Source organism: Agrococcus baldri, assembly GCA_900114805.1.
GTDB lineage: Bacteria > Actinomycetota > Actinomycetes > Actinomycetales > Microbacteriaceae > Agrococcus > Agrococcus baldri.
Genome location: FOZN01000004.1, coordinates 105537 through 122716, shown reverse-complemented (window position 1 = coordinate 122716; position 17180 = coordinate 105537). Strand labels below are relative to the sequence as shown.

The window sequence follows — 17180 nt, the reverse complement described above, 5'->3', positions numbered from 1 at the left end:
GGCGCTCACGCGGTGGCCCGGGTCGCGGCGGTGCCGGGCGAGCCCTGCATGAGCACGCTGCGGGTGGCCTTCGCGACCACCTCGCCGTGCTGATTGCGGGCGATGTGCTCGAAGGTGGCGATGCCCTGACCGGGGCGCGAGGCCGAGGCGCGCTTGCCGGTCACGCGGGTCTCGCAGTAGATCGTGTCGCCGTGCCTGACCGGTGCGGGGAAGGCGATGTCGCTGAAGCCGAGGTTCGCGACGATCGTGCCCTGCGTCAACTGCCCGACCGACAGGCCCACCATGGTCGCGAGCGTGTGCATCGAGTTCATGAGCGGCTCGCCGAACTCGCTCTGCTCGCTCCATGCCCGGTCGAGGTGCAGCGGCTGCGGGTTCATCGTCAGCGTCGTGAACAGCACGTTGTCGGTCTCGGTCATCGTGCGGCCGGGGCGGTGCTCGTAGACGACGCCCTCCTCGAGCTCGTCGAAGTACAGCCCGCGCTGCGTGATGCGGCGCGCGGTGTCGGTCTGCGTGTCGGCCTCGGCCTCCGGCGTGCTCTCGCTCATGCGCTCTCCTCGATCGGTGTCACGGTCGCGAGCTCCTGCCCGCGCGTGACCTGCTCGCCGCTCGCGACCTGCAGATGCACGGTGGCGGCGACAGGTGCGCGCAGCACATGCTCCATCTTCATGGCTTCGACGCTGATGACCGCCTGACCCTCCGCGACCGTGTCGCCGTCGGCGACGTGCACGGCGACCACGGTGCCGGGCATCGGCGAGGCGAGACTGGGCTCTGCCGGGCCACGACCACGACGGATGCGGGGTGGCGCCTCGACGAGGAAGTCGCCGTCGCGGGTGCGCACCCAGGCGCCCTCCGGTGTCTCGCGCACCCAGGCGTCCTGCGGCAGCAGCAGCTCGTCGGCCGTGCCGTCGGCACGGGTGACGGTCGCGCGCTCGGCGCGCACCCGCACCACGGCGACGCCGTCGCCGTCGCGCAGGCGCGTGACGCGCCCCACCGAGCCGCCCATGCGCCAGCCGTCGGCTTGCCAGGCGCCCAGCTGACCCGGCCCCTGCAGCGCCTCGCTCGCAGCCACCTGCACGAGCACTTCGCTCGGCACGCGCTGCGCGGCGATGCGCTCGCCCTCGCGGTCGATGAAGCCGGTGTCGAGGGAGCCTGCGCGCACGCTCGGCTCGTCGAGCAACGCGCGCAGGAACGCGCGGTTGGTCGTCACGCCCAGGATCGACGACTCGGCCAGCGCCTCGCGCAGCCCGTCGATGGCGGCGGCGCGCGTCGGCGCGTGCACGATGAGCTTCGCGATCATCGGGTCGTAGCTCGAGCCGACGACCGTGCCCTGCTCCACTCCGGGGTCGACACGCACCTCGACCGCGCGCGGTTCGCTGAAATACGGCCAGTCGACGTCGAGCACCGTGCCACCGGTGGGCAGGAAGCCCGCCGCGGGATCCTCGGCGTAGATGCGCGCCTCGATCGCGTGGCCGGTGAGCGTCACATCCTCCTGCGCGATGGCGAGCCGCTCCCCCGCGGCGATGCGCAGCTGCTGCTCGACCAGATCGATGCCCGTCACCATCTCGGTCACCGGGTGCTCGACCTGCAGGCGCGTGTTCATCTCCATGAAGAACGGTTCGTCGGGCCGGTCGCCCGCGACGATGAACTCCACCGTGCCGGCGCCCACGTAGCCGACCGAGCGGGCCGTCTCGACGGCGGCCTGCCCGATGGCCGCGCGCTGCGCCTCGGTGAGCAGGGCGCTGGGCGCCTCCTCGATCACCTTCTGGTGGCGGCGCTGCAGCGAGCACTCGCGCTCGCCCAGGTGGATGACAGTGCCGTGGGTGTCGGCGAGCACCTGCACCTCGATGTGGCGCGGGCTGGTGACGAAGCGCTCGATGAACAACGTGTCGTCGCCGAACGACGAGCTCGCCTCGCGGCGCGCGGCGGCGAGCGCCTGCGCCAGCCCCGCGGGCTCGTCGACGCGGTACATGCCCTTGCCGCCGCCGCCGGCGGCCGGCTTGATGAGCACCGGGAAGCCGACCCGCTCGGCGCCCGCGATGAGGGCCGCGTCGTCGAGCCCGGGCTCCGCGATGCCCGGCACCGTGGCGACGTCGCGCGCCTCGACCGCGTGGCGGGCCGAGATCTTGTCGCCCATCGTCTCGATCGCCGAGGCGGGCGGCCCGACGAAGACGATCCCGGCGTCGGCGCACGCCTGCGCGAACCCGGCGTTCTCCGACAGGAAGCCGTAACCGGGGTGGATCGCCTGCGCGCCGGTCGATCGCGCGGCCGCGATGATCTTGTCGCTCGACAGGTAGGTCTCGCGCAGCGGACCGGCCCCGAGCGAGACGACCTCGTCGAAGTGACCGGGGTGCGGTGAGGGGTCGTCCTCGGCGCGCACGGCGACCGAGCGGACGCCCATCTCGCGCAGGGTGCGCGCGATGCGGATGGCGATCTCGCCGCGGTTGGCGACCAGCACGGTGTGGAACATCTCGGTCGCGGCGGCTGTGCGCTCTGGCATGTCGGGCATCCCCATCACATCCTGAACACGCCGAAGCGCGGCTCGGGCAGCGGCACGGCGGTCACGACGTCGAGCGCCATGCCGAGCACGCGGCGGGTGTCTGCCGGGTCGATGACGCCGTCGTCCCACAGCCGCGCGCTGGCGTAGTAGGGGTTGCCCTGCCGCTCGTACTGCTCGCGCACCGGCCGCTCGAACTCGTCCTGCGCATCCGCCGACCACTCCTCGCCCGCGGCCTCGAGCTGCTCGCGCTTGACGGTGGAGAGCACGGATGCTGCCTGGGGCCCGCCCATCACGCTCACGCGCGCGTTCGGCCACAGCCACAGGAACCGGGGGTCGTAGGCCCGGCCGCACATGGAGTAGGTGCCGGCGCCGAAGGAGCCGCCGACGACCACCGTGAGCTTCGGCACGCGCGTGGTGGCCACGGCGGTGACCATCTTGGCGCCGTGCTTGGCGATGCCGCCGCGCTCCGCCTCGGAGCCGACCATGAAACCGGTGATGTTCTGCAGGAACACCAGCGGCACGCCCCGCTGGTCGCACAGCTCGATGAAGTGCGCGCCCTTCATCGCCGACTCGCTGAAGAGCACACCGTTGTTGGCGATGATGCCGACGGTGTGGCCGTGCAGCTCGGCGAAGCCGGTCACGAGCGTCTCGCCGTAGCTGGCCTTGAACTCGTGGAACTCGCTGCGGTCGACGATGCGGCCGATGATCTCGCGCACGTCGTAGGGCGTCTGCAGGTCGGGCGGAACGACCTCGTAGAGCGTCGACGGGTCGACCGCGGGTGCCTGCGGGTCGTCGGCGATCGGCGATCCGCTGTAGGGCGCGTGCGCGAACCAGCCGAAGACGCCCTTCGGTGCGAGCCGCACTCCCGTGACGCCGCGATCCTCGTGCGGCAGCGCCTCGACCATGTCGCGCACGATCTCGAGCGCGTGCGCGTCGTCGTCGGCGAGGTGGTCGACGACGCCCGAGACCTCGGCGTGCAGCTGCCCGCCGCCGAGCGACTCGGCGTCGATGACCTCGCCGGTGGCGGCCTTCACGAGCGGCGGGCCGCCGAGGAAGATGGTGCCCTGGTCGCGCACGATGACCGTCTCGTCGCTCATCGCCGGCACGTAGGCACCGCCGGCGGTCGACGAGCCCATCACGGCGGCCAGCTGCGGGATGCCGAGCGCCGAGAGCTGCGCCTGGTTGAAGAAGATGCGGCCGAAGTGCTCGCGGTCGGGGAAGACCTCGTCCTGCATGGGCAGGAACGCGCCGCCGGAATCGACGAGCGCGATGCACGGCAGGCGGTTCTCGCGCGCGATCTGCTGCGCGCGCAGGTGCTTCTTCACAGTCAGCGGGTAGTAGGTGCCGCCCTTGACGGTCGCATCGTTGGCGATCACCATGACCTGCTTGCCGTGCACCAGCCCGATGCCGGCGACGACGCCGGCTGAGGGCGCGTCACCAGGCTGGCCGTCCGCAGGGCTGCCGTAGACGCCCCAGGCGGCCAGCGGCGCGACCTCGAGGAAGGGGCTGCCCGGGTCGAGCAGCGCGTCGATGCGGTCGCGCGCCAGCAGCTTGCCGCGCGCGACGTGGCGTTCGCGGCTCTTCTCCGGGCCGCCGAGCGCGACGGTGCCGAGCCGCTCGCGCAGCTCTGCCACCAGTGCCTGCATCGCAGCGCGGTTCGCCTTCGCCGCGTCGGAGCCGGTGTCGACGTGGGTGGTGAGTGCGTGCATGCCCCTACCGTGCCACGTCGGCGTCGGGTGCGGGCCCAACCTGACCGGTCATCGCGACAGCGCTCATCGGGCCAGCGCCAGCGCCGGGCGCTCCAGCACCGCCGCGATGTCGGCCAGGAAGCCCGCGGCCTCGCGGCCGTCGAGCACCCGGTGGTCGAACGAGACCGTCACGGTGCACACGTCGCGCAGCACGATCTCGCCCTGGTGGTTCCAGGGCAGCTTGCGGATCGCGCCGAGCGCGATGATCGCCGACTCCCCCGGGTTCAGGATCGGGATGCCGCCGTCGACGCCGAACACGCCCACGTTCGAGATGGTGATGTTCGACGAGGTGAGCTCCTCCATCGACAGCGTGCCCTCGCGCGCCCGCACGGCACGGTCCTTGATCTGCGCGGTCAGCTCGACCGCATCCATCGTCTCCGCCTGGTCGACCGAGGCGACCACCAGGCCGCGGTCGGTCGAGACGGCGATGCCGAGGTTCACGTGCGCGAAGCGCTCGAGCTCGTTGGTGTCGGCGTGGAAGGCGGAGGCGACGTCGGGCCAGCGCTTCGCCGCCAGCAGGATCGCGCGGCTGGCGAGCGCCAGGAACGAGGCGTCGCCCGACTTGGCGAGCGCGAGCGTCTCGGTCACGTCGACCTGGTGGAAGGTGGCCGCGTGCGGCACGGTGAGCGCCGACTTGGCCATCGCGGCGGCGGTGTGCTTGCGCAGGCCGGTCACCTTCTCGCGCGTCGAGGCCGGTGCTGCCGCAGCGCCCGAGGCAGACGTGGCGGATGCGGTGCCCGCGCCCTCGACGTCGGCGCGCGTGACGAGGCCGTCGGCCCCGCTCGGGCGCACCGACTGCAGGTCGATGCCGCGATCCTTCGCGAGCTTGCGCACGGGCGGCATGGCGCGGTTCGGGCCGCGCTTCTCGGCGCGCTCGAACGGCTCGACGTCCCAGGTGCGCTTGCTGCGGGTGGGCTTGCCGCCGTGCACGGTGATCGAGCCGACCAGCACCGAGACCTTCTCCGGCTTGTCGTCGGGTGCCGCAGCCTCCGCCTGCGCGGCGACATTGGTCTCGGGTGCGGAGGCGGGTGCGGTCACGACGTCGGGCTCATCGCCGACGGGACCGGGCGCATCCGGGGTCACCGCCTCGTCGTCGGCAGCTGCGACCGTGTCGCCCGCAGCGGGTGCGGAGGCGGGCACGGCGCTGCCGTCGTCGAGGTCGAAGTCGATCAGCGGGGCGCCCACGTCGACCGTCTCGCCCTCGCCGGCGTGCAGCTTGGCGATGACGCCCTCGTAGGGGCTGGGCAGCTCGACGACCGCCTTGGCGGTCTCGATGTCGGCGAGCGGCTGGTTGAGCTCGACGGTGTCGCCCTCGGCGACCTTCCAGGCGACGATCTCGCTGTCGGTCAGGCCCTCGCCCAGGTCGGGCAGCAGGAAGGTCTTCATCGTGCGGCTCCAGCGGTCGTGGCGGCACCGGTGACGGCGGCGTAGTCGAGGTCGGTGCGCGAGTTGCGGCGCCCGAGTGTGCGGTCGACGGCGTCGAGCAGCCGGTCGAGGCTCGGCAGGTAGTCGTGCTCGACGGCCGAGGGCGGGTACGGGGTGTCGTAGCCGGTGACGCGCTCGGGCGCGGCCTCGAGATGCGCGAAGGCGCGCTCGGCGACGGAGGCGATGAGCTCGCTCGAGACGGACGACTCGGCGGGCGCCTCGTGCGTGACGATCAGGCGGCCGGTGCGCTGCACCGACGCGACGACCGTGTCGACATCCAGCGGCGAGATCGAGCGCAGGTCGATGACCTCGACCTCGATGCCCTCGTCCGCGGCGGCGATGGCGGCGCGCAGCGCGGTGTCGACCGTCGGCCCGTAGGCGGCGATCGTCACATCGCGGCCGCTGGCGACGATGGTGGCCGTCTCGAGGTCGCGCACGATGGAGCGGTCGACCTCGCCCTTGGTGTAGTACTTGCCCTTCGGCTCGAAGAACAGCACCGGGTCGTCGCTCTGGATGGCGGCGCGCAGCGTCGAGTACGCCTCCTGCGGCGTCGAGGCGGTGACCACGCGCAGCCCTGCGGTGTGGGCGAAGTACGACTCGGGCGACTCGCTGTGGTGCTCGACCGAGCCGATCGCGCCGCCGAAGGGCACGCGAATGGTCAGCGGCATCTTCACCCGGCCCTGCGAGCGGTAGTGCAGCTTCGCGACCTGGGCGACGATCTGGTCGAACGCGGGGTAGATGAAGCCGTCGAACTGGATCTCAGCGACCACGCGGAAGTCGCGGTAGGTCATGCCGATCGCGGTGCCGATGATGGCCGATTCGGCCAGCGGCGTGTCGATCACGCGCTGCGGGCCGAAGCGGTCCTGCAGGCCGTCGGTGACGCGGAAGACCCCGCCGAGCTTGCCGATGTCCTCACCCATCAGCAGCACGCGGTCGTCCCCGTCGAGCCCGTCGGCGAGGGCGGCGTTGATGGCCTTCGCCATCGTCATCGTCTCGGTCATGCCTTGGCCTCGATGCTGCTCACGAAGGCGCGGTGCTCGAGGCGCTGACGCTCCAGGCGCTTCGACGGCTGCGTGTAGACGTTGTCGAAGATCTCGTCGGGGGCCGGCGGCTCGGCGTGCTCGCACGCGGCACGGAACTCCTTGGCGAGCTGGTCGGCGCGGATCTTCGCCTCGGCGCGCACGGCCTCCATGTTGGCGCCCATGCGCTCCAGCGCCCGCTCGACGCGCTCGATCGGGTCCTTCGCGGTCCACGCCTCCACCTCGGCCTCGTCGCGGTAGCGCTTCGGGTCGTCGGTGGTGGTGTGGGGGCCGCGGCGGTAGGTGACGGCCTCGATGAAGGTGGGGCCGCCGCCGGTGCGGGCGCGGTCGAAGGCGATGCGGGCGGCGGCGTGCATGGCGAGCACGTCGTTGCCGTCGACGCGCATCGAGGGGATGCCGAAGCCGGTGGGGCGCAGCGCGAGCGGCACGCCCGACTGCAGGCCGACGGGCTCGGAGATCGCGTACTGGTTGTTCTGGCAGAGGAAGACGACGGGCGCCTGGAAGGAAGCGGCCCACACGAGTGCCTCGTTGACGTCGCCCTCGCTCGTGGCACCGTCGCCGAAGGCGGTCAGCGCGACCTCGTCGGCGCCGTCCATCTTGGCGGCCATGGCGTAGCCGACGCCGTGCAGCGACTGCGCGCCGATGATGATCTGCGAGGGCGCCATGCGGATCTCCTGGGGGTCCCAGCCGCTGTGCGCGTAGGCCTTCCAGATGCGCGAGAACTCGCCCATGTCGGCACCGCGCAGCAGCGCGAAGCCGTGCTCGCGGTAGGAGCCGAAGACCCAGTCCTTGTCGCCCAGCGCGCGGGCGGGGCCGACCTGCGCGGCCTCCTGGCCCAGCAGCGGCGGCCACAGCACCAGGTGGCCCTGGCGGGTGAGGGCGAACGCCTCGACGTCGAGGCGGCGCACGCGCACCATGTCGACGTAGAGGTTGGTGAGCGCGTGCTCGTCGATGTCGCTCAGATGGGGGTCGAGCACCTCGCTCGGCACGCGGGTGCCGTCGACGTCGAGCACGGTCAGGGGGCAGTCCAGGCCGAGCGCGAGCTCGGGGCGGGGGGCTGGCAGCATGATCGACACGATCGAACCTCCTCGTTCGAGCGCCTTGTGGGCGCCGGTCGGATCGACGGGACGGGTTGTCCGAAGATCTGTGCTCCGAAGGTAGCCCCGTCTGGCACTTCGCGCAATCAGCGACACGCTGGCTGCGCAGGTCGCGCATTTCGCGACGAGCGGGTGTGCGCTAGATTGCGCATCATGCGCACCGTCGATGACACCGATCGGAAGATCCTGCTCGAGCTCACCAGGCATCCGCGGAGCACGAACGCCGCGATCGCCGAGCAGCTGGGTCTCGCGCGCAACACCGTGCAGAGCCGGGTGGCCGCGCTCGAGGCCTCGGATGCGCTACAGGGCTTCGACCGCAGGTTCCACGCCGCGGCGCTCGGCTACCCGCTGACGGTCTTCATGGCGACGCACGTCGACCAGCCGAAGATCGACTCGGTGGTCGAGCAGCTGCGGCAGATCCCCGAGGTCGTGCAGGCGTTCGGACTCTCGGGCCAGGCCGATGTGCTCGTGCGCGTGGTGTGCCGCGACGCCGAGGATCTCTACCGCGTCAACAAGCTCGTGCTCGCCTGCGAGGGCGTCGAGCGCACCGAGACGTGGCTGTCGATGGGCGAGCTGATCCCCTTCCGGCTCGCGCCGGTGCTCGAACGCGACCTGGGCCGTCGATGACGCTGGGCCGTCGATGACGCTGGGCCGTCGATGATGCGGGGCCTGCGCGGCATCAGCGCCGCTGCAGCGCGCTCACGAGCGCATCATGGCGGGCTCGCAGACTCCGCGCGGCAGCGCTGCCGGAGCGCTCCAGCACCTCGAGGTTGAGCTCGGTGGCGCGCAGGGCTGCTCGTGCGGCACCCGCGATGATGTCGGCGCCGGCGCGCACGTCGCTCACGAGCGCAGGCTTGACGAGCGGCTCCGCATCGGCTGCGAGCTCGAGCGCATCGCGCAGCGCCGTGGCGAGGTCGAGCGGCACCTCTGCGGCCGTGAGCGTCGCACGCTCGATGGCGTCGCCGCGCGCCGCGCGCTCGGCCTCGTCGCGCTCGGGCATGCCGCGCGCGTCGAGCACGGCGCGGAACACCGCGACGTCCCGGTCGGCGGTCGCGACGACGCTGCTGAGCAGCGCGTCCCCGCGCTCGCGCAGCGCTGCGGGCGGCTCGTCGGTGATGGCGAGCGCCATCAGCACGAGCCCGATCCCGAGCGCGCCGGAGACCGGAGCGATCGAGCCGTTGCCCGGCGTCGGCTCCGGCGACGCGGTGCGTCGGAGCAGCTCGTCGGCGCGCAGCGACCACACGCTCTCGCTCGTCGGCTCGCTCACATGCCGAAGCCTAAGCCCGCCTGGGTGCGATGCCCTCGGAATGCACCGCACGCATCCGCGTTGCACACCTCGGAGGACTTGATGAACACCACGATCGATCTGCTGCCCGACGCCACCGACATGGGCCCGGTGATGCTGAAGACCGCATCCCTGGCGCGCCTGGTGCACTGGTACACCGCCGGCGTCGGCCTCGAGCACGTCGCCGAGCGGCCCGGCGTGGTCGAGCTGGGCGTCGACGGCCGCACCATCCTGGTGCTGGAGGAGGCGCCCGATCTGCGCGGGCCCAACCCGGCAGACGCCGGCCTCTTCCACACGGCCATCCTCTACCCCACGCACGCGGCCCTGGCCGCGGCGGTCGTGCGGATGACGCAGATCCCGAACATCCAGTTCGCGGGCACCGGCGACCACCACGTCTCCGAGGCGTTCTACTTCGCCGACCCCGACGGCAATGGCGTCGAGCTCTACGTCGACCGCCCGCGCGAGCAGTGGCGCTGGTCGAACGGCCAGGTCTACATGACCACCGAGTTCATCGACCCGAACCGCTTCGTGAACGAGCACCTCGATCGCGGCACCTTCGGGCAGTCGTCCACGGCACCCGTGGATGCGAAGGTCGGCCACGTGCACCTGCAGGTCGGCGATGTCGCCACCGCGCGCGAGTTCTACGTCGGCGCGCTCGGCTTCGCCGAGACCACCTCGCTCGGCAACACGGCGCTGTTCGTCAGCGCCGGCGGCTACCACCACCACATGGCGATGAACGTCTGGAACTCGCGCGGCGCCGGCCGCCGCGCCGACACGCTCGGCCTCGGCCGGGTCGAGATCCGGGTGCCCGATGCGGATGCGCTGGGCGCGGCGCGCGAGCGGCTCACGACCGCGGGCGTCCCGATCGCCGACGACGGGCGCAGCATCCGCTTCGACGACCCGTGGGCGAACCTCATCACCCTCACGCCCGTCGCGGCGTAACCCGTACGCGAGACGCGCACGTATCGGGCGGTTCGCTCGAACTCGACAGGGGCTCGAGCACACTGCCCTATACCTGTCGCGCGAGGGCTATTCGGCCGGGTGCTCCGGCAGCTGCAGGTCGACGACCGGCGCATCGCGCCACAGCCGCTCGAGCTGGTAGTAGGTGCGCTCCTCCTCGTGGAAGACGTGCACCACGATGTCGGAGAAGTCGAGCAGCACCCAGCGGCCGTCGGCCCGGCCCTCGCGGCGCACGGGCTTGGCACCCTCGGGATGCAGCGCATCCTCGATGTCGCGGGCGATCGCGCTGACCTGGCGCTCGTTGCGGCCCGTGACGAGCAGGAACACATCCGTGAGCGGCAGCTGGCCGGAGACGTCGAGCGCCACTTGGTCGACGCCGAGGGCCTTGTCGGCTGCGCGTGCTGCGACACGCGCGAGCGCGATCGCCTTCTCATCCGCGCTCATCGCGCACTCCCGTCGATCAGAGCCAGCCCTGCGAGATCGCGAGGAAGAGCACCGTGCCGACGCCGACGACGAATGCGCCGGCGCCCACACCGATGACCACCGGCCAGGCATTGGTCCGCTGCTTCTGCGGTGCGATCTGCACGCGCGCGTTCGCGTACGAGGAGACCGCCTTCGAGGCGCGCACGGGCGCCGTCTCGGGGCTCGAGACCTCGCCCTCGGCGACATCGGAGTCGACGTCGTTGCCGTCGATCGATGCGCGACCGCGACCCGAGGAGGCGAAGCCCTCCGGCACGTCGATCGAACCGGTGACGAGCAGGCCGTCGTCGCCCTCGAGGGTGAAGTCGGGGCTCTCGCTGCCGGCGGGCAGCACGAGCGCGTTCGCCGTGAACGACGAGGTCGAGGTGCCGCTGCTGCCGGCGACGCCCTGCTCGCGCAGGTCGGCGATGTGGTGCTCAGAGGTGTCGGAGACGACGTTGACGATCACCGGCAGGCGCTGCGACTGGCCACGGCTGGGGCCGGTGACGGTGAGGCTCTCGTCATCTGCGGAGGCACCGCGGCGGTCCTCGAGCTCTGCGGGCGTGACCTCTGCGACGCGGCGCGACGAGACGCGCGGCTGCTCGACCAGCACCTCGTCGATCTCGAGGTCGTCGACCTCGGCGTCGTCGACGGTGTCGAGGCCCTGCACGTCATCGATCTGCGCGCTCGAGCGGCGCGCAGAGGAGGGTGCGGGCACGGATGCGCTGCCGGCGGCGGGTGCGCCACCGGGCGCGGGAGCGCTGGGCGCCCCGTCCGTCAGCTCGGCCTCGAGCACGCCCAGACCGACGGGCTCGTCGACCGGCTCGACGGTGGCCTCGGCGGTGGTCTCAGGGGCGGGCTGCTGCGCCGCCTTGTCCTTCTTGCGGCCGAAGAAGCGGCCGAGCGGCTTCGAGGTGGCGCCCTTGTCGTCCTCACCCGGAGCGGCCCCGGGCTGCTGGCGCACCTCACGGAGATCGAGCGCTTCCGTCTCGGCGAGCTCGACGCGCTCGGCGGATGCCGCCGGCACGCTCGGCGTGGAGTGGCGGCCGAGCTGCTCGGGAGCGGACGCGGCAGCGTCGGACGCCTCCTCGGGCACCGGCGGCACGCCGCCGGTCTGGGCGAGCTCGGCAGCGCGTTCGCGCGCCCGAAGCTCGCGCCGCGTCAGCGGCCGTTCTTCGTTCGCGTCAGTCATGCTGAGAGTCTCCGGTACAGGTCGTGCTTGCTGATGTATTGAACCACCCCGTCCGGCACGAGATACCAGACGGGATAGCCGGCGCTCACGCGCGCTCGGCAATCGGTCGAGGATATCGCAAGTGCGGGGATCTCCAGCAGTGAGACACGGTCCGGCGGATACCCGGTGATGGAGACCTGGTGGCCCGGGCGGGTGACGGCGACGAAGTGCGCGAGCTCCCAGAGCTCGTCGACGTCCTTCCACTCCACGATCGAGGTGAAGGCATCCGCCCCCGTGATGAAGAACAGGTCGGCGTCGGGCTGCTGCTCGCGGATGTCGCGCAGGGTGTCGATCGTGTAGGTCGGCCCGTCGCGGTCGATGTCGACGCGGCTGACCTTGAAGCGCGGGTTCGAGGCGGTCGCGACGACCGTCATCAGGTAGCGGTCCTCGCTCGGCGAGACGTCGGGCTTCAGGTAGGGCTCACCGGTGGGCACGAAGACGACCTCGTCGAGGTCGAAGTGCTGCGCCACCTCGCTGGCGGCCACGAGGTGGCCGTTGTGGATGGGGTCGAACGTGCCGCCCATGATGCCGAGGCGTCGGCGGCGATCTGCCACGTCGCCTGCGTCAGTGGTGCGGGTCGGCAGCCGTCGTCGCGGCACCGGCGGAGCGGTGGGCGACGTCGCGGAAGGAGCGCAGCACGATGGCGGAGATGATGAAGACCGCTGCGGTGATGCCGGCGGCGATGAAGGGTTCGAGAGCGGCAGTGGCCGATTCGGCCTCAGCGGCTGCGGCGAGTGCGAGCAGGTTCATGCCTCGATCCTAGCGCGGTGGCGAGCAGTGGCGGCTCAGGCGCGCACCTGACCGGTGCCGCGCACGATCCACTTCGTGCTGGTCAGCTCGGTCAGCCCCATGGGGCCGCGGGCGTGCGACTTCTGCGTCGAGATGCCCACCTCGGCGCCGAAGCCGAACTCGCCGCCGTCGGTGAAGCGGGTGGATGCGTTGTGCATCACGACCGCGGAGTCCACCTGTGCCAGGAACGTGCCGGCCGCATCCGCGTCCTCGGTCACGATCGTGTCGGTGTGGTGCGTGCCATAGCGGTTGATGTGCTCGATGGCGGCGTCGAGGTCGTCGACGACGCCGATCGCGACATCCATCGACAGGTGCTCGGTCGACCAGCCGCTCTCGCCCAGCGGCTCCGTGCGCGCGGCGCCCGGCAGCGGGCCGTCGGCGTGCACGGTGACGCCTGCCTGCTGGAGGGCCTCGGCGAGCGCGGGCACCGCGGTGTCGGCGATGTCGCGGTGCACGAGCACCGTCTCGAGCGCGTTGCAGACGCTCGTGCGCTGGGTCTTGGCGTTCAGCACGATCTCGAGCGCCATCGGCAGCTGCGCCGCCCGGTCCACGAACGCATGCACGACACCGGCGCCGGTCTCGATGACGGGCACGGTCGACTCGGTGACGACGCGCTCGATGAGTGCGGCGCTCCCCCGCGGCACGAGCAGGTCGACGAGCCCGCGGGCGCGCATCAGGCGCCCGGCGCCGTCGCGGCCGAAGCGGTCGATGGTCTGCACCGATGCGCGCGGCAGGCCGGCCGCCTCGATGGCGCCCTGCATGGCCTCGACGAGCACGGCGTTGGTCTGCTCGGCCGCCGAGCCGCCGCGCAGCACGACCGCGTTGCCCGAGCCGAGCGCGATGCAGGCCAGGTCGACCGTCACGTTCGGGCGGGCCTCGTAGATGACGCCGATGACGCCGAACGGCACGCGCACCTCGGTGAGGTCGAGCCCGTTGGGCAGCGTGCGCTGGCGCAGCACCTCGCCGATCGGGTCGGGCAGCTCTGCGAGCTGCCGGGCGGCCGCGGCGAGTCCGGCGATGCGCTCCCGATCGAGCAGCAGACGGTCGAGCATGCCCTCGGCGAGCCCGGTCCCGCGGCCGCGCTCGAGGTCGGCGGCGTTGGCGGCGAGGATGTCGTCGCTCGCTGCCTCGATCGCCTCAGCGATGGCGAGGATGGCGGCGTGGCGCTGCGGCGCGGGAGCGACGCCGAGCGCGCGGGAGGCGCGCTGCGAGTCGGTCAGCAGCGCGTCGAAGTCGTCGGTCGGGAGCTCGGCGGCCATGGTTCGATCCTAGGCCGCGACGAATGCGCGCACCGCTGGTGCAGCGGACAGCTCGCGCTCGGTCGCCCTGCCCGTTGCGGCGGGCTCACGGCCGATGTCGGGTCAGGCCGTCCGCGTCCTTGAAGGGGAACCGTCCGGCGGCGACATGGAGTCCGCGGAGCGCGGCCGGGTGCACGACGACGCCGCCCGCGACCGCCATGATGTCCACGACTTCGTCGTCATCGGGATCGTCGCCGCAGCCGCAGGAGAGCAGCTGCCTCCCGCAACGCGGGCACGCCTCCATATCGCAGCCGTAGTGGTGGAAGCCCTGGCGCTGGACGCCGCAGTCGCCGCAGCGGCCGTCCCGCCCGGCGCGGGCGCCGGCCTGGCGCAACCGGTCGAACCGTTCGCCCCGGATGATGAACGCATCCACGGTGCAGGTTGCTGCCTCGAGCATGTCCCGTCGGCAGTCTTCGCACTCGGCCATCGTCTTCCCTCCGTTCGGTCACAGCGCGACGCGCCCGTGCGCGGCACCGCTGCACTCACTGCTGAGGAGGCCGATGGTGCCAGGAGGGTGCGACAACGGGACGTGCGGAATCCGCCACCTGTGGAGAGTGCGTTCATCGCCGACATCAGCCGTCCGCGAGCCGCCGTCCCAGCACGGTCACGGCCTGCTGCTCGTAGCCGATCGCCCGGTAGAAGCCGGTGGCAGCCTCATTGTCGGCGCGCACCATCAGCTGCAGCTTGACGCCGCCGTGCTCGACGATCCATGCCTCTGCCGCCCGCAACAGCCGTGCGCCGACGCCCTGTCGACGGTGCGAGGCGTCGACGGCCAGGTAGGAGACCCAGCCGCGTGGCCGTCGTGGCCGACCATCACGGTGGCGACGAGCGCTCCGCCGTCGCGGATGCCGAGCACGGCCGATGCGAGACGGTCGACCGCGCGGGCGAAGTCGGCCTCGGGCGCGTTTCAGGGGCGGGCGAGGCCGCCGGTCTGCCACAGCGCTACGGCCTCCGCAGCGTCGGCACTGCCGAGCTGCTCGACGGGCGCTGCGGCCCCGCCCACCCGGCTCAGCCCTCCGGCTGGGGGTTCGGCTCGAACTCGGTGCCCAGCCGCTCCCCCGCGACCAGCCGCTCGAGTAGCGGGGTCGCGGTGACCGTCACGCGCACGCCGGCGTCGGCGGCGAGACGCGCCGCATCCACCTTCGTCATCGCGCCGCCGGAGCCGATGTGGCTGCCGCTGGCGCCCAGGCGCACGCCCTCGAGCGGGTCGCCGTACGGCACGTGGCTGATCGACTCGGAGCCGGGCTCGTCGGGCGGTGCGGTGCGCAGCGCCTCGATGTCCGAGAGCAGGATGAGCCGATCGGCACCGACGAGCTTGGCGACCAGTGCCGCGAGCCGGTCGTTGTCGCCGAAGCGGATCTCGTGCGTGGCGACCGTGTCGTTCTCGTTCACGATCGGCAGCATGCGCAGCTCCATCAGCCGCTCGAGCGCGTTGCGGGCGTTCACCCTGTGCGAGTCCATGTCCATGTCGGATGCGGTGAGCAGGATCTGCGCCGCGATCACCTCGTGGCGCGAGAGGCTGCGCTGGTAGCGGTTCATCAGCACGTTCTGCCCCACGGCCGCCGCGGCCTGCTGCATGGGCAGGTCGGCCGGGCGCTCCTGCAGGCCCAGGAACGGCATGCCGGTGGAGATGGCGCCGGAGGAGACCAGGATGACGCGGCCCGTGCGGTGCAGCGCCGCGAGCCCGTCGACGAGCGGCTCGATCTGGGCACGGCGATCGCCCGAGATCGACGAGGAGCCGACCTTGATGACGATCAGCTCGCCCGCACTGCGGTCGAGCGACGTCATGCGTCCTCGTCCCAGCGCTCCACCTCGACGCTGTCCTCGGTCCAACGGGCGGCGTCGCGCTCCTGCGCGAGGCCGTCGCGGGCCGCCTGCTTGGCGTCCATGCGGCGGTGGTACTCCTCGCGGCGCTCCTGCGTGGTGCGGCGGTCATTGCGATCGAGGCGCGGATCGGTGCCGCGGTTGCCGACCAGCTCGGCGGCGGAGGCGATGGTGGGTTCCCAGTCGAAGACGATGCCGGCGCCCGGGCCGATCACGACGGTCGCGCCGGCGACCGCACCGGCCTTGAGCAGCGCATCCTCGGTGCCGAGCTTGGCGAGACGGTCAGCGAGATAGCCGACGGCCTCGTCGTTGCGGAAGTCGGTCTGCTGCACCCAGCGCTCGGGCTTGGCGCCCAGGATGCGGTAGACCGGGCCGGCGTGCGTGCCCTCGACCTTGACCCGGAAGCCGGTGTCGTCGATCGCCTTCGGCCGCAGCACGATGCGCTCGGGCTCAGGCTCGGCCGACTTGGCCTCGCGGTCGGCCTCGACGATCTCGGCGAGCGCGAACGAGAGCTCGCGCAGCCCCTTGTGGGCGACCGTCGAGATCTCGAAGACGCGGAAGCCCATGGACTCGATCTCCTCGCGCACGAACGCGGCGAGCTCGGCGGCCTCGGGCACGTCGATCTTGTTGAGGGCGACGAGCTGCTGGCGCTCGAGCAGCGGCGTCTGCCCCTCCGGCACCGGGTAGGCGGCCAGCTCGGCGAGGATCACCTTGAGGTCGCTGACCGGGTCGCGGCCGGGCTCGAGCGTCGCGCAGTCGATCACGTGCAGCAGCGCCGAGCAGCGCTCGACGTGGCGCAGGAACTCGAGGCCGAGGCCCTTGCCCTCGCTCGCGCCCTCGATGAGGCCCGGCACGTCGGCGATCGTGTAGCGGGACTGGCCCGACTCGACCACGCCGAGGTTCGGGTGCAGGGTCGTGAACGGGTAGTCGGCGATCTTGGGGCGCGCGGCGCTCATGGCGGCCACGAGGCTCGACTTGCCGGCGCTCGGGAAGCCCACCAGCGCGACATCGGCGACGGTCTTCAGCTCGAGCGTGATGTCGCCCTCGAAGCCGGGCGTGCCGAGCAGCGCGAAGCCGGGGGCGCGGCGCTTCTGGTTCGACAGTGCGGCATTGCCGAGCCCGCCCTGGCCGCCGGGGCCGACGACGATGCGCATGCCCGGCTGCGTGAGGTCGGCGAGCTGCTCGCCGTCGGCATCGGTCACCACCGTGCCGACCGGCACGGGCAGCTCGAGGTCGGCGCCGGTGGTGCCGGCGCGGTGGTCGCCCATACCGGGCTGGCCGTTCTCGCTCGCGCGGTGCGGCGCCCGGTGGTAGCCGAGCAGCGTCGTCACCTGCGGGTCGGCGACCAGCACGATGTCGCCGCCGTCGCCGCCGTTGCCGCCGTCGGGGCCGGCGAGCGGCTTGAACTTCTCGCGCTTGACGGAGACGCAGCCGTGGCCGCCGTTGCCGGCACGCAGGTGCAGTGTGACCTGATCGACGAATGTCGCCATGGTGTGTCTCCTCTAGATGCGAGAACGGGGCGAGCCG

General features: G+C 72.1%; 18 protein-coding genes. 2 read left to right on the top strand and 16 right to left on the bottom strand.

The genetic code is table 11. The features are described from left to right. Window positions 1-5: 5 nt before the first annotated feature. The 6 genes from BM288_RS12200 to BM288_RS12175 form a co-directional block, all read right to left on the bottom strand. Window positions 6-545 (bottom strand): MaoC family dehydratase, encoded by a 540-nt coding sequence (locus BM288_RS12200; protein ID WP_092919185.1) that lies wholly within the window; start codon window positions 543-545, stop codon window positions 6-8. After that, window positions 542-2497 carry an acetyl/propionyl/methylcrotonyl-CoA carboxylase subunit alpha gene (locus BM288_RS12195; protein ID WP_092919790.1) on the bottom strand — a complete coding sequence of 652 codons (1956 nt, stop codon included), beginning with the start codon at window positions 2495-2497 and terminating at the stop codon, window positions 542-544. The genes BM288_RS12200 and BM288_RS12195 overlap by 4 nt, the downstream gene beginning before the upstream one ends. A gap of 14 nt (window positions 2498-2511) precedes the next feature. Continuing rightward, window positions 2512-4206: a carboxyl transferase domain-containing protein gene (locus BM288_RS12190; protein ID WP_092919184.1), complete on the bottom strand. Its 1695-nt coding sequence runs from the start codon at window positions 4204-4206 to the stop codon at window positions 2512-2514. Between the two features lie 63 nt (window positions 4207-4269). After that, complete coding sequence (locus BM288_RS12185; RefSeq protein WP_092919183.1) at window positions 4270-5631, bottom strand: dihydrolipoamide acetyltransferase family protein; 1362 nt, start codon at window positions 5629-5631, stop codon at window positions 4270-4272. Beyond that, window positions 5628-6671 (bottom strand): alpha-ketoacid dehydrogenase subunit beta, encoded by a 1044-nt coding sequence (locus BM288_RS12180; RefSeq protein ID WP_092919182.1) that lies wholly within the window; start codon window positions 6669-6671, stop codon window positions 5628-5630. The genes BM288_RS12185 and BM288_RS12180 overlap by 4 nt, the downstream gene beginning before the upstream one ends. Then, complete coding sequence (locus tag BM288_RS12175) at window positions 6668-7777, bottom strand: thiamine pyrophosphate-dependent dehydrogenase E1 component subunit alpha (RefSeq protein ID WP_092919789.1); 1110 nt, start codon at window positions 7775-7777, stop codon at window positions 6668-6670. The genes BM288_RS12180 and BM288_RS12175 overlap by 4 nt, the downstream gene beginning before the upstream one ends. 183 nt (window positions 7778-7960) lie before the next feature. Here BM288_RS12175 and BM288_RS12170 point away from each other — a divergent pair, with 183 nt between their 5' ends. Then, complete coding sequence (locus BM288_RS12170) at window positions 7961-8434, top strand: Lrp/AsnC family transcriptional regulator (RefSeq protein ID WP_092919181.1); 474 nt, start codon at window positions 7961-7963, stop codon at window positions 8432-8434. A gap of 52 nt (window positions 8435-8486) precedes the next feature. Here BM288_RS12170 and BM288_RS12165 read toward each other — a convergent pair whose 3' ends face one another. Then, window positions 8487-9074 (bottom strand): cyclodeaminase/cyclohydrolase family protein, encoded by a 588-nt coding sequence (locus BM288_RS12165; RefSeq protein ID WP_177220380.1) that lies wholly within the window; start codon window positions 9072-9074, stop codon window positions 8487-8489. 81 nt (window positions 9075-9155) lie between these two features. Between BM288_RS12165 and BM288_RS12160 the strand changes: the two genes are divergently transcribed. Then, window positions 9156-10034, top strand: a complete 879-nt coding sequence (locus BM288_RS12160) for a VOC family protein (protein WP_318255544.1) — start codon at window positions 9156-9158, stop codon at window positions 10032-10034. An 87-nt stretch (window positions 10035-10121) separates the two neighbouring features. On the opposite strand, the gene rsfS is transcribed toward BM288_RS12160, so the two are convergent. From rsfS to obgE, 9 genes are all read right to left on the bottom strand, one after another. Next, window positions 10122-10496, bottom strand: a complete 375-nt coding sequence (rsfS, locus tag BM288_RS12155) for a ribosome silencing factor (protein WP_092919178.1) — start codon at window positions 10494-10496, stop codon at window positions 10122-10124. A gap of 16 nt (window positions 10497-10512) precedes the next feature. Continuing rightward, window positions 10513-11703 (bottom strand): hypothetical protein, encoded by a 1191-nt coding sequence (locus BM288_RS12150; RefSeq protein WP_092919177.1) that lies wholly within the window; start codon window positions 11701-11703, stop codon window positions 10513-10515. Further along, on the bottom strand, window positions 11700-12296 hold the full coding sequence (nadD, locus tag BM288_RS12145) for a nicotinate-nucleotide adenylyltransferase (protein WP_092919176.1): 597 nt from the start codon (window positions 12294-12296) through the stop codon (window positions 11700-11702). Before nadD ends, BM288_RS12150 begins: the two co-directional genes overlap by 4 nt. A 10-nt stretch (window positions 12297-12306) precedes the next feature. After that, window positions 12307-12492 (bottom strand): hypothetical protein, encoded by a 186-nt coding sequence (locus BM288_RS12140; RefSeq protein WP_092919175.1) that lies wholly within the window; start codon window positions 12490-12492, stop codon window positions 12307-12309. A gap of 35 nt (window positions 12493-12527) precedes the next feature. After that, window positions 12528-13790 carry a glutamate-5-semialdehyde dehydrogenase gene (locus tag BM288_RS12135; RefSeq protein ID WP_092919174.1) on the bottom strand — a complete coding sequence of 421 codons (1263 nt, stop codon included), beginning with the start codon at window positions 13788-13790 and terminating at the stop codon, window positions 12528-12530. Window positions 13791-13875: 85 nt separating this feature from the next. After that, window positions 13876-14226: a hypothetical protein gene (locus tag BM288_RS12130; RefSeq protein WP_092919173.1), complete on the bottom strand. Its 351-nt coding sequence runs from the start codon at window positions 14224-14226 to the stop codon at window positions 13876-13878. 175 nt (window positions 14227-14401) lie between these two features. After that, a complete protein-coding gene (locus BM288_RS12125) occupies window positions 14402-14767 on the bottom strand; it encodes a GNAT family N-acetyltransferase (RefSeq protein ID WP_318255543.1) in 366 nt (121 codons plus the stop codon). A 70-nt stretch (window positions 14768-14837) separates the two neighbouring features. Next, window positions 14838-15617: a glutamate 5-kinase gene (gene proB / locus BM288_RS12120; RefSeq protein ID WP_092919172.1), complete on the bottom strand. Its 780-nt coding sequence runs from the start codon at window positions 15615-15617 to the stop codon at window positions 14838-14840. Beyond that, a complete protein-coding gene (gene obgE / locus BM288_RS12115; RefSeq protein ID WP_092919171.1) occupies window positions 15614-17143 on the bottom strand; it encodes a GTPase ObgE in 1530 nt (509 codons plus the stop codon). The genes proB and obgE overlap by 4 nt, the downstream gene beginning before the upstream one ends. Window positions 17144-17180: the final 37 nt, after the last annotated feature.

Bases quoted from the DNA above. Each gene is read 5' to 3' on its own strand.
- BM288_RS12135 (WP_092919174.1), bottom strand. From the start codon at position 13,790: ATGGCCGCCGAGCTCCCGACCGACGACTTCGACGCGCTGCTGACCGAC.
- rsfS (WP_092919178.1), bottom strand. From the start codon at position 10,496: ATGAGCGCGGATGAGAAGGCGATCGCGCTCGCGCGTGTCGCAGCACGC.
- obgE (WP_092919171.1), bottom strand. From the start codon at position 17,143: ATGGCGACATTCGTCGATCAGGTCACACTGCACCTGCGTGCCGGCAAC.
- BM288_RS12200 (WP_092919185.1), bottom strand. From the start codon at position 545: ATGAGCGAGAGCACGCCGGAGGCCGAGGCCGACACGCAGACCGACACC.
- BM288_RS12180 (WP_092919182.1), bottom strand. From the start codon at position 6,671: ATGACCGAGACGATGACGATGGCGAAGGCCATCAACGCCGCCCTCGCC.
- proB (WP_092919172.1), bottom strand. From the start codon at position 15,617: ATGACGTCGCTCGACCGCAGTGCGGGCGAGCTGATCGTCATCAAGGTC.
- BM288_RS12150 (WP_092919177.1), bottom strand. From the start codon at position 11,703: ATGACTGACGCGAACGAAGAACGGCCGCTGACGCGGCGCGAGCTTCGG.
- BM288_RS12140 (WP_092919175.1), bottom strand. From the start codon at position 12,492: ATGAACCTGCTCGCACTCGCCGCAGCCGCTGAGGCCGAATCGGCCACT.
- BM288_RS12185 (WP_092919183.1), bottom strand. From the start codon at position 5,631: ATGAAGACCTTCCTGCTGCCCGACCTGGGCGAGGGCCTGACCGACAGC.
- BM288_RS12190 (WP_092919184.1), bottom strand. From the start codon at position 4,206: ATGCACGCACTCACCACCCACGTCGACACCGGCTCCGACGCGGCGAAG.
- BM288_RS12195 (WP_092919790.1), bottom strand. From the start codon at position 2,497: ATGCCAGAGCGCACAGCCGCCGCGACCGAGATGTTCCACACCGTGCTG.
- BM288_RS12130 (WP_092919173.1), bottom strand. From the start codon at position 14,226: ATGCTCGAGGCAGCAACCTGCACCGTGGATGCGTTCATCATCCGGGGC.
- BM288_RS12160 (WP_318255544.1), top strand. From the start codon at position 9,156: ATGAACACCACGATCGATCTGCTGCCCGACGCCACCGACATGGGCCCG.
- BM288_RS12175 (WP_092919789.1), bottom strand. From the start codon at position 7,777: ATGCTGCCAGCCCCCCGCCCCGAGCTCGCGCTCGGCCTGGACTGCCCC.
- BM288_RS12170 (WP_092919181.1), top strand. From the start codon at position 7,961: ATGCGCACCGTCGATGACACCGATCGGAAGATCCTGCTCGAGCTCACC.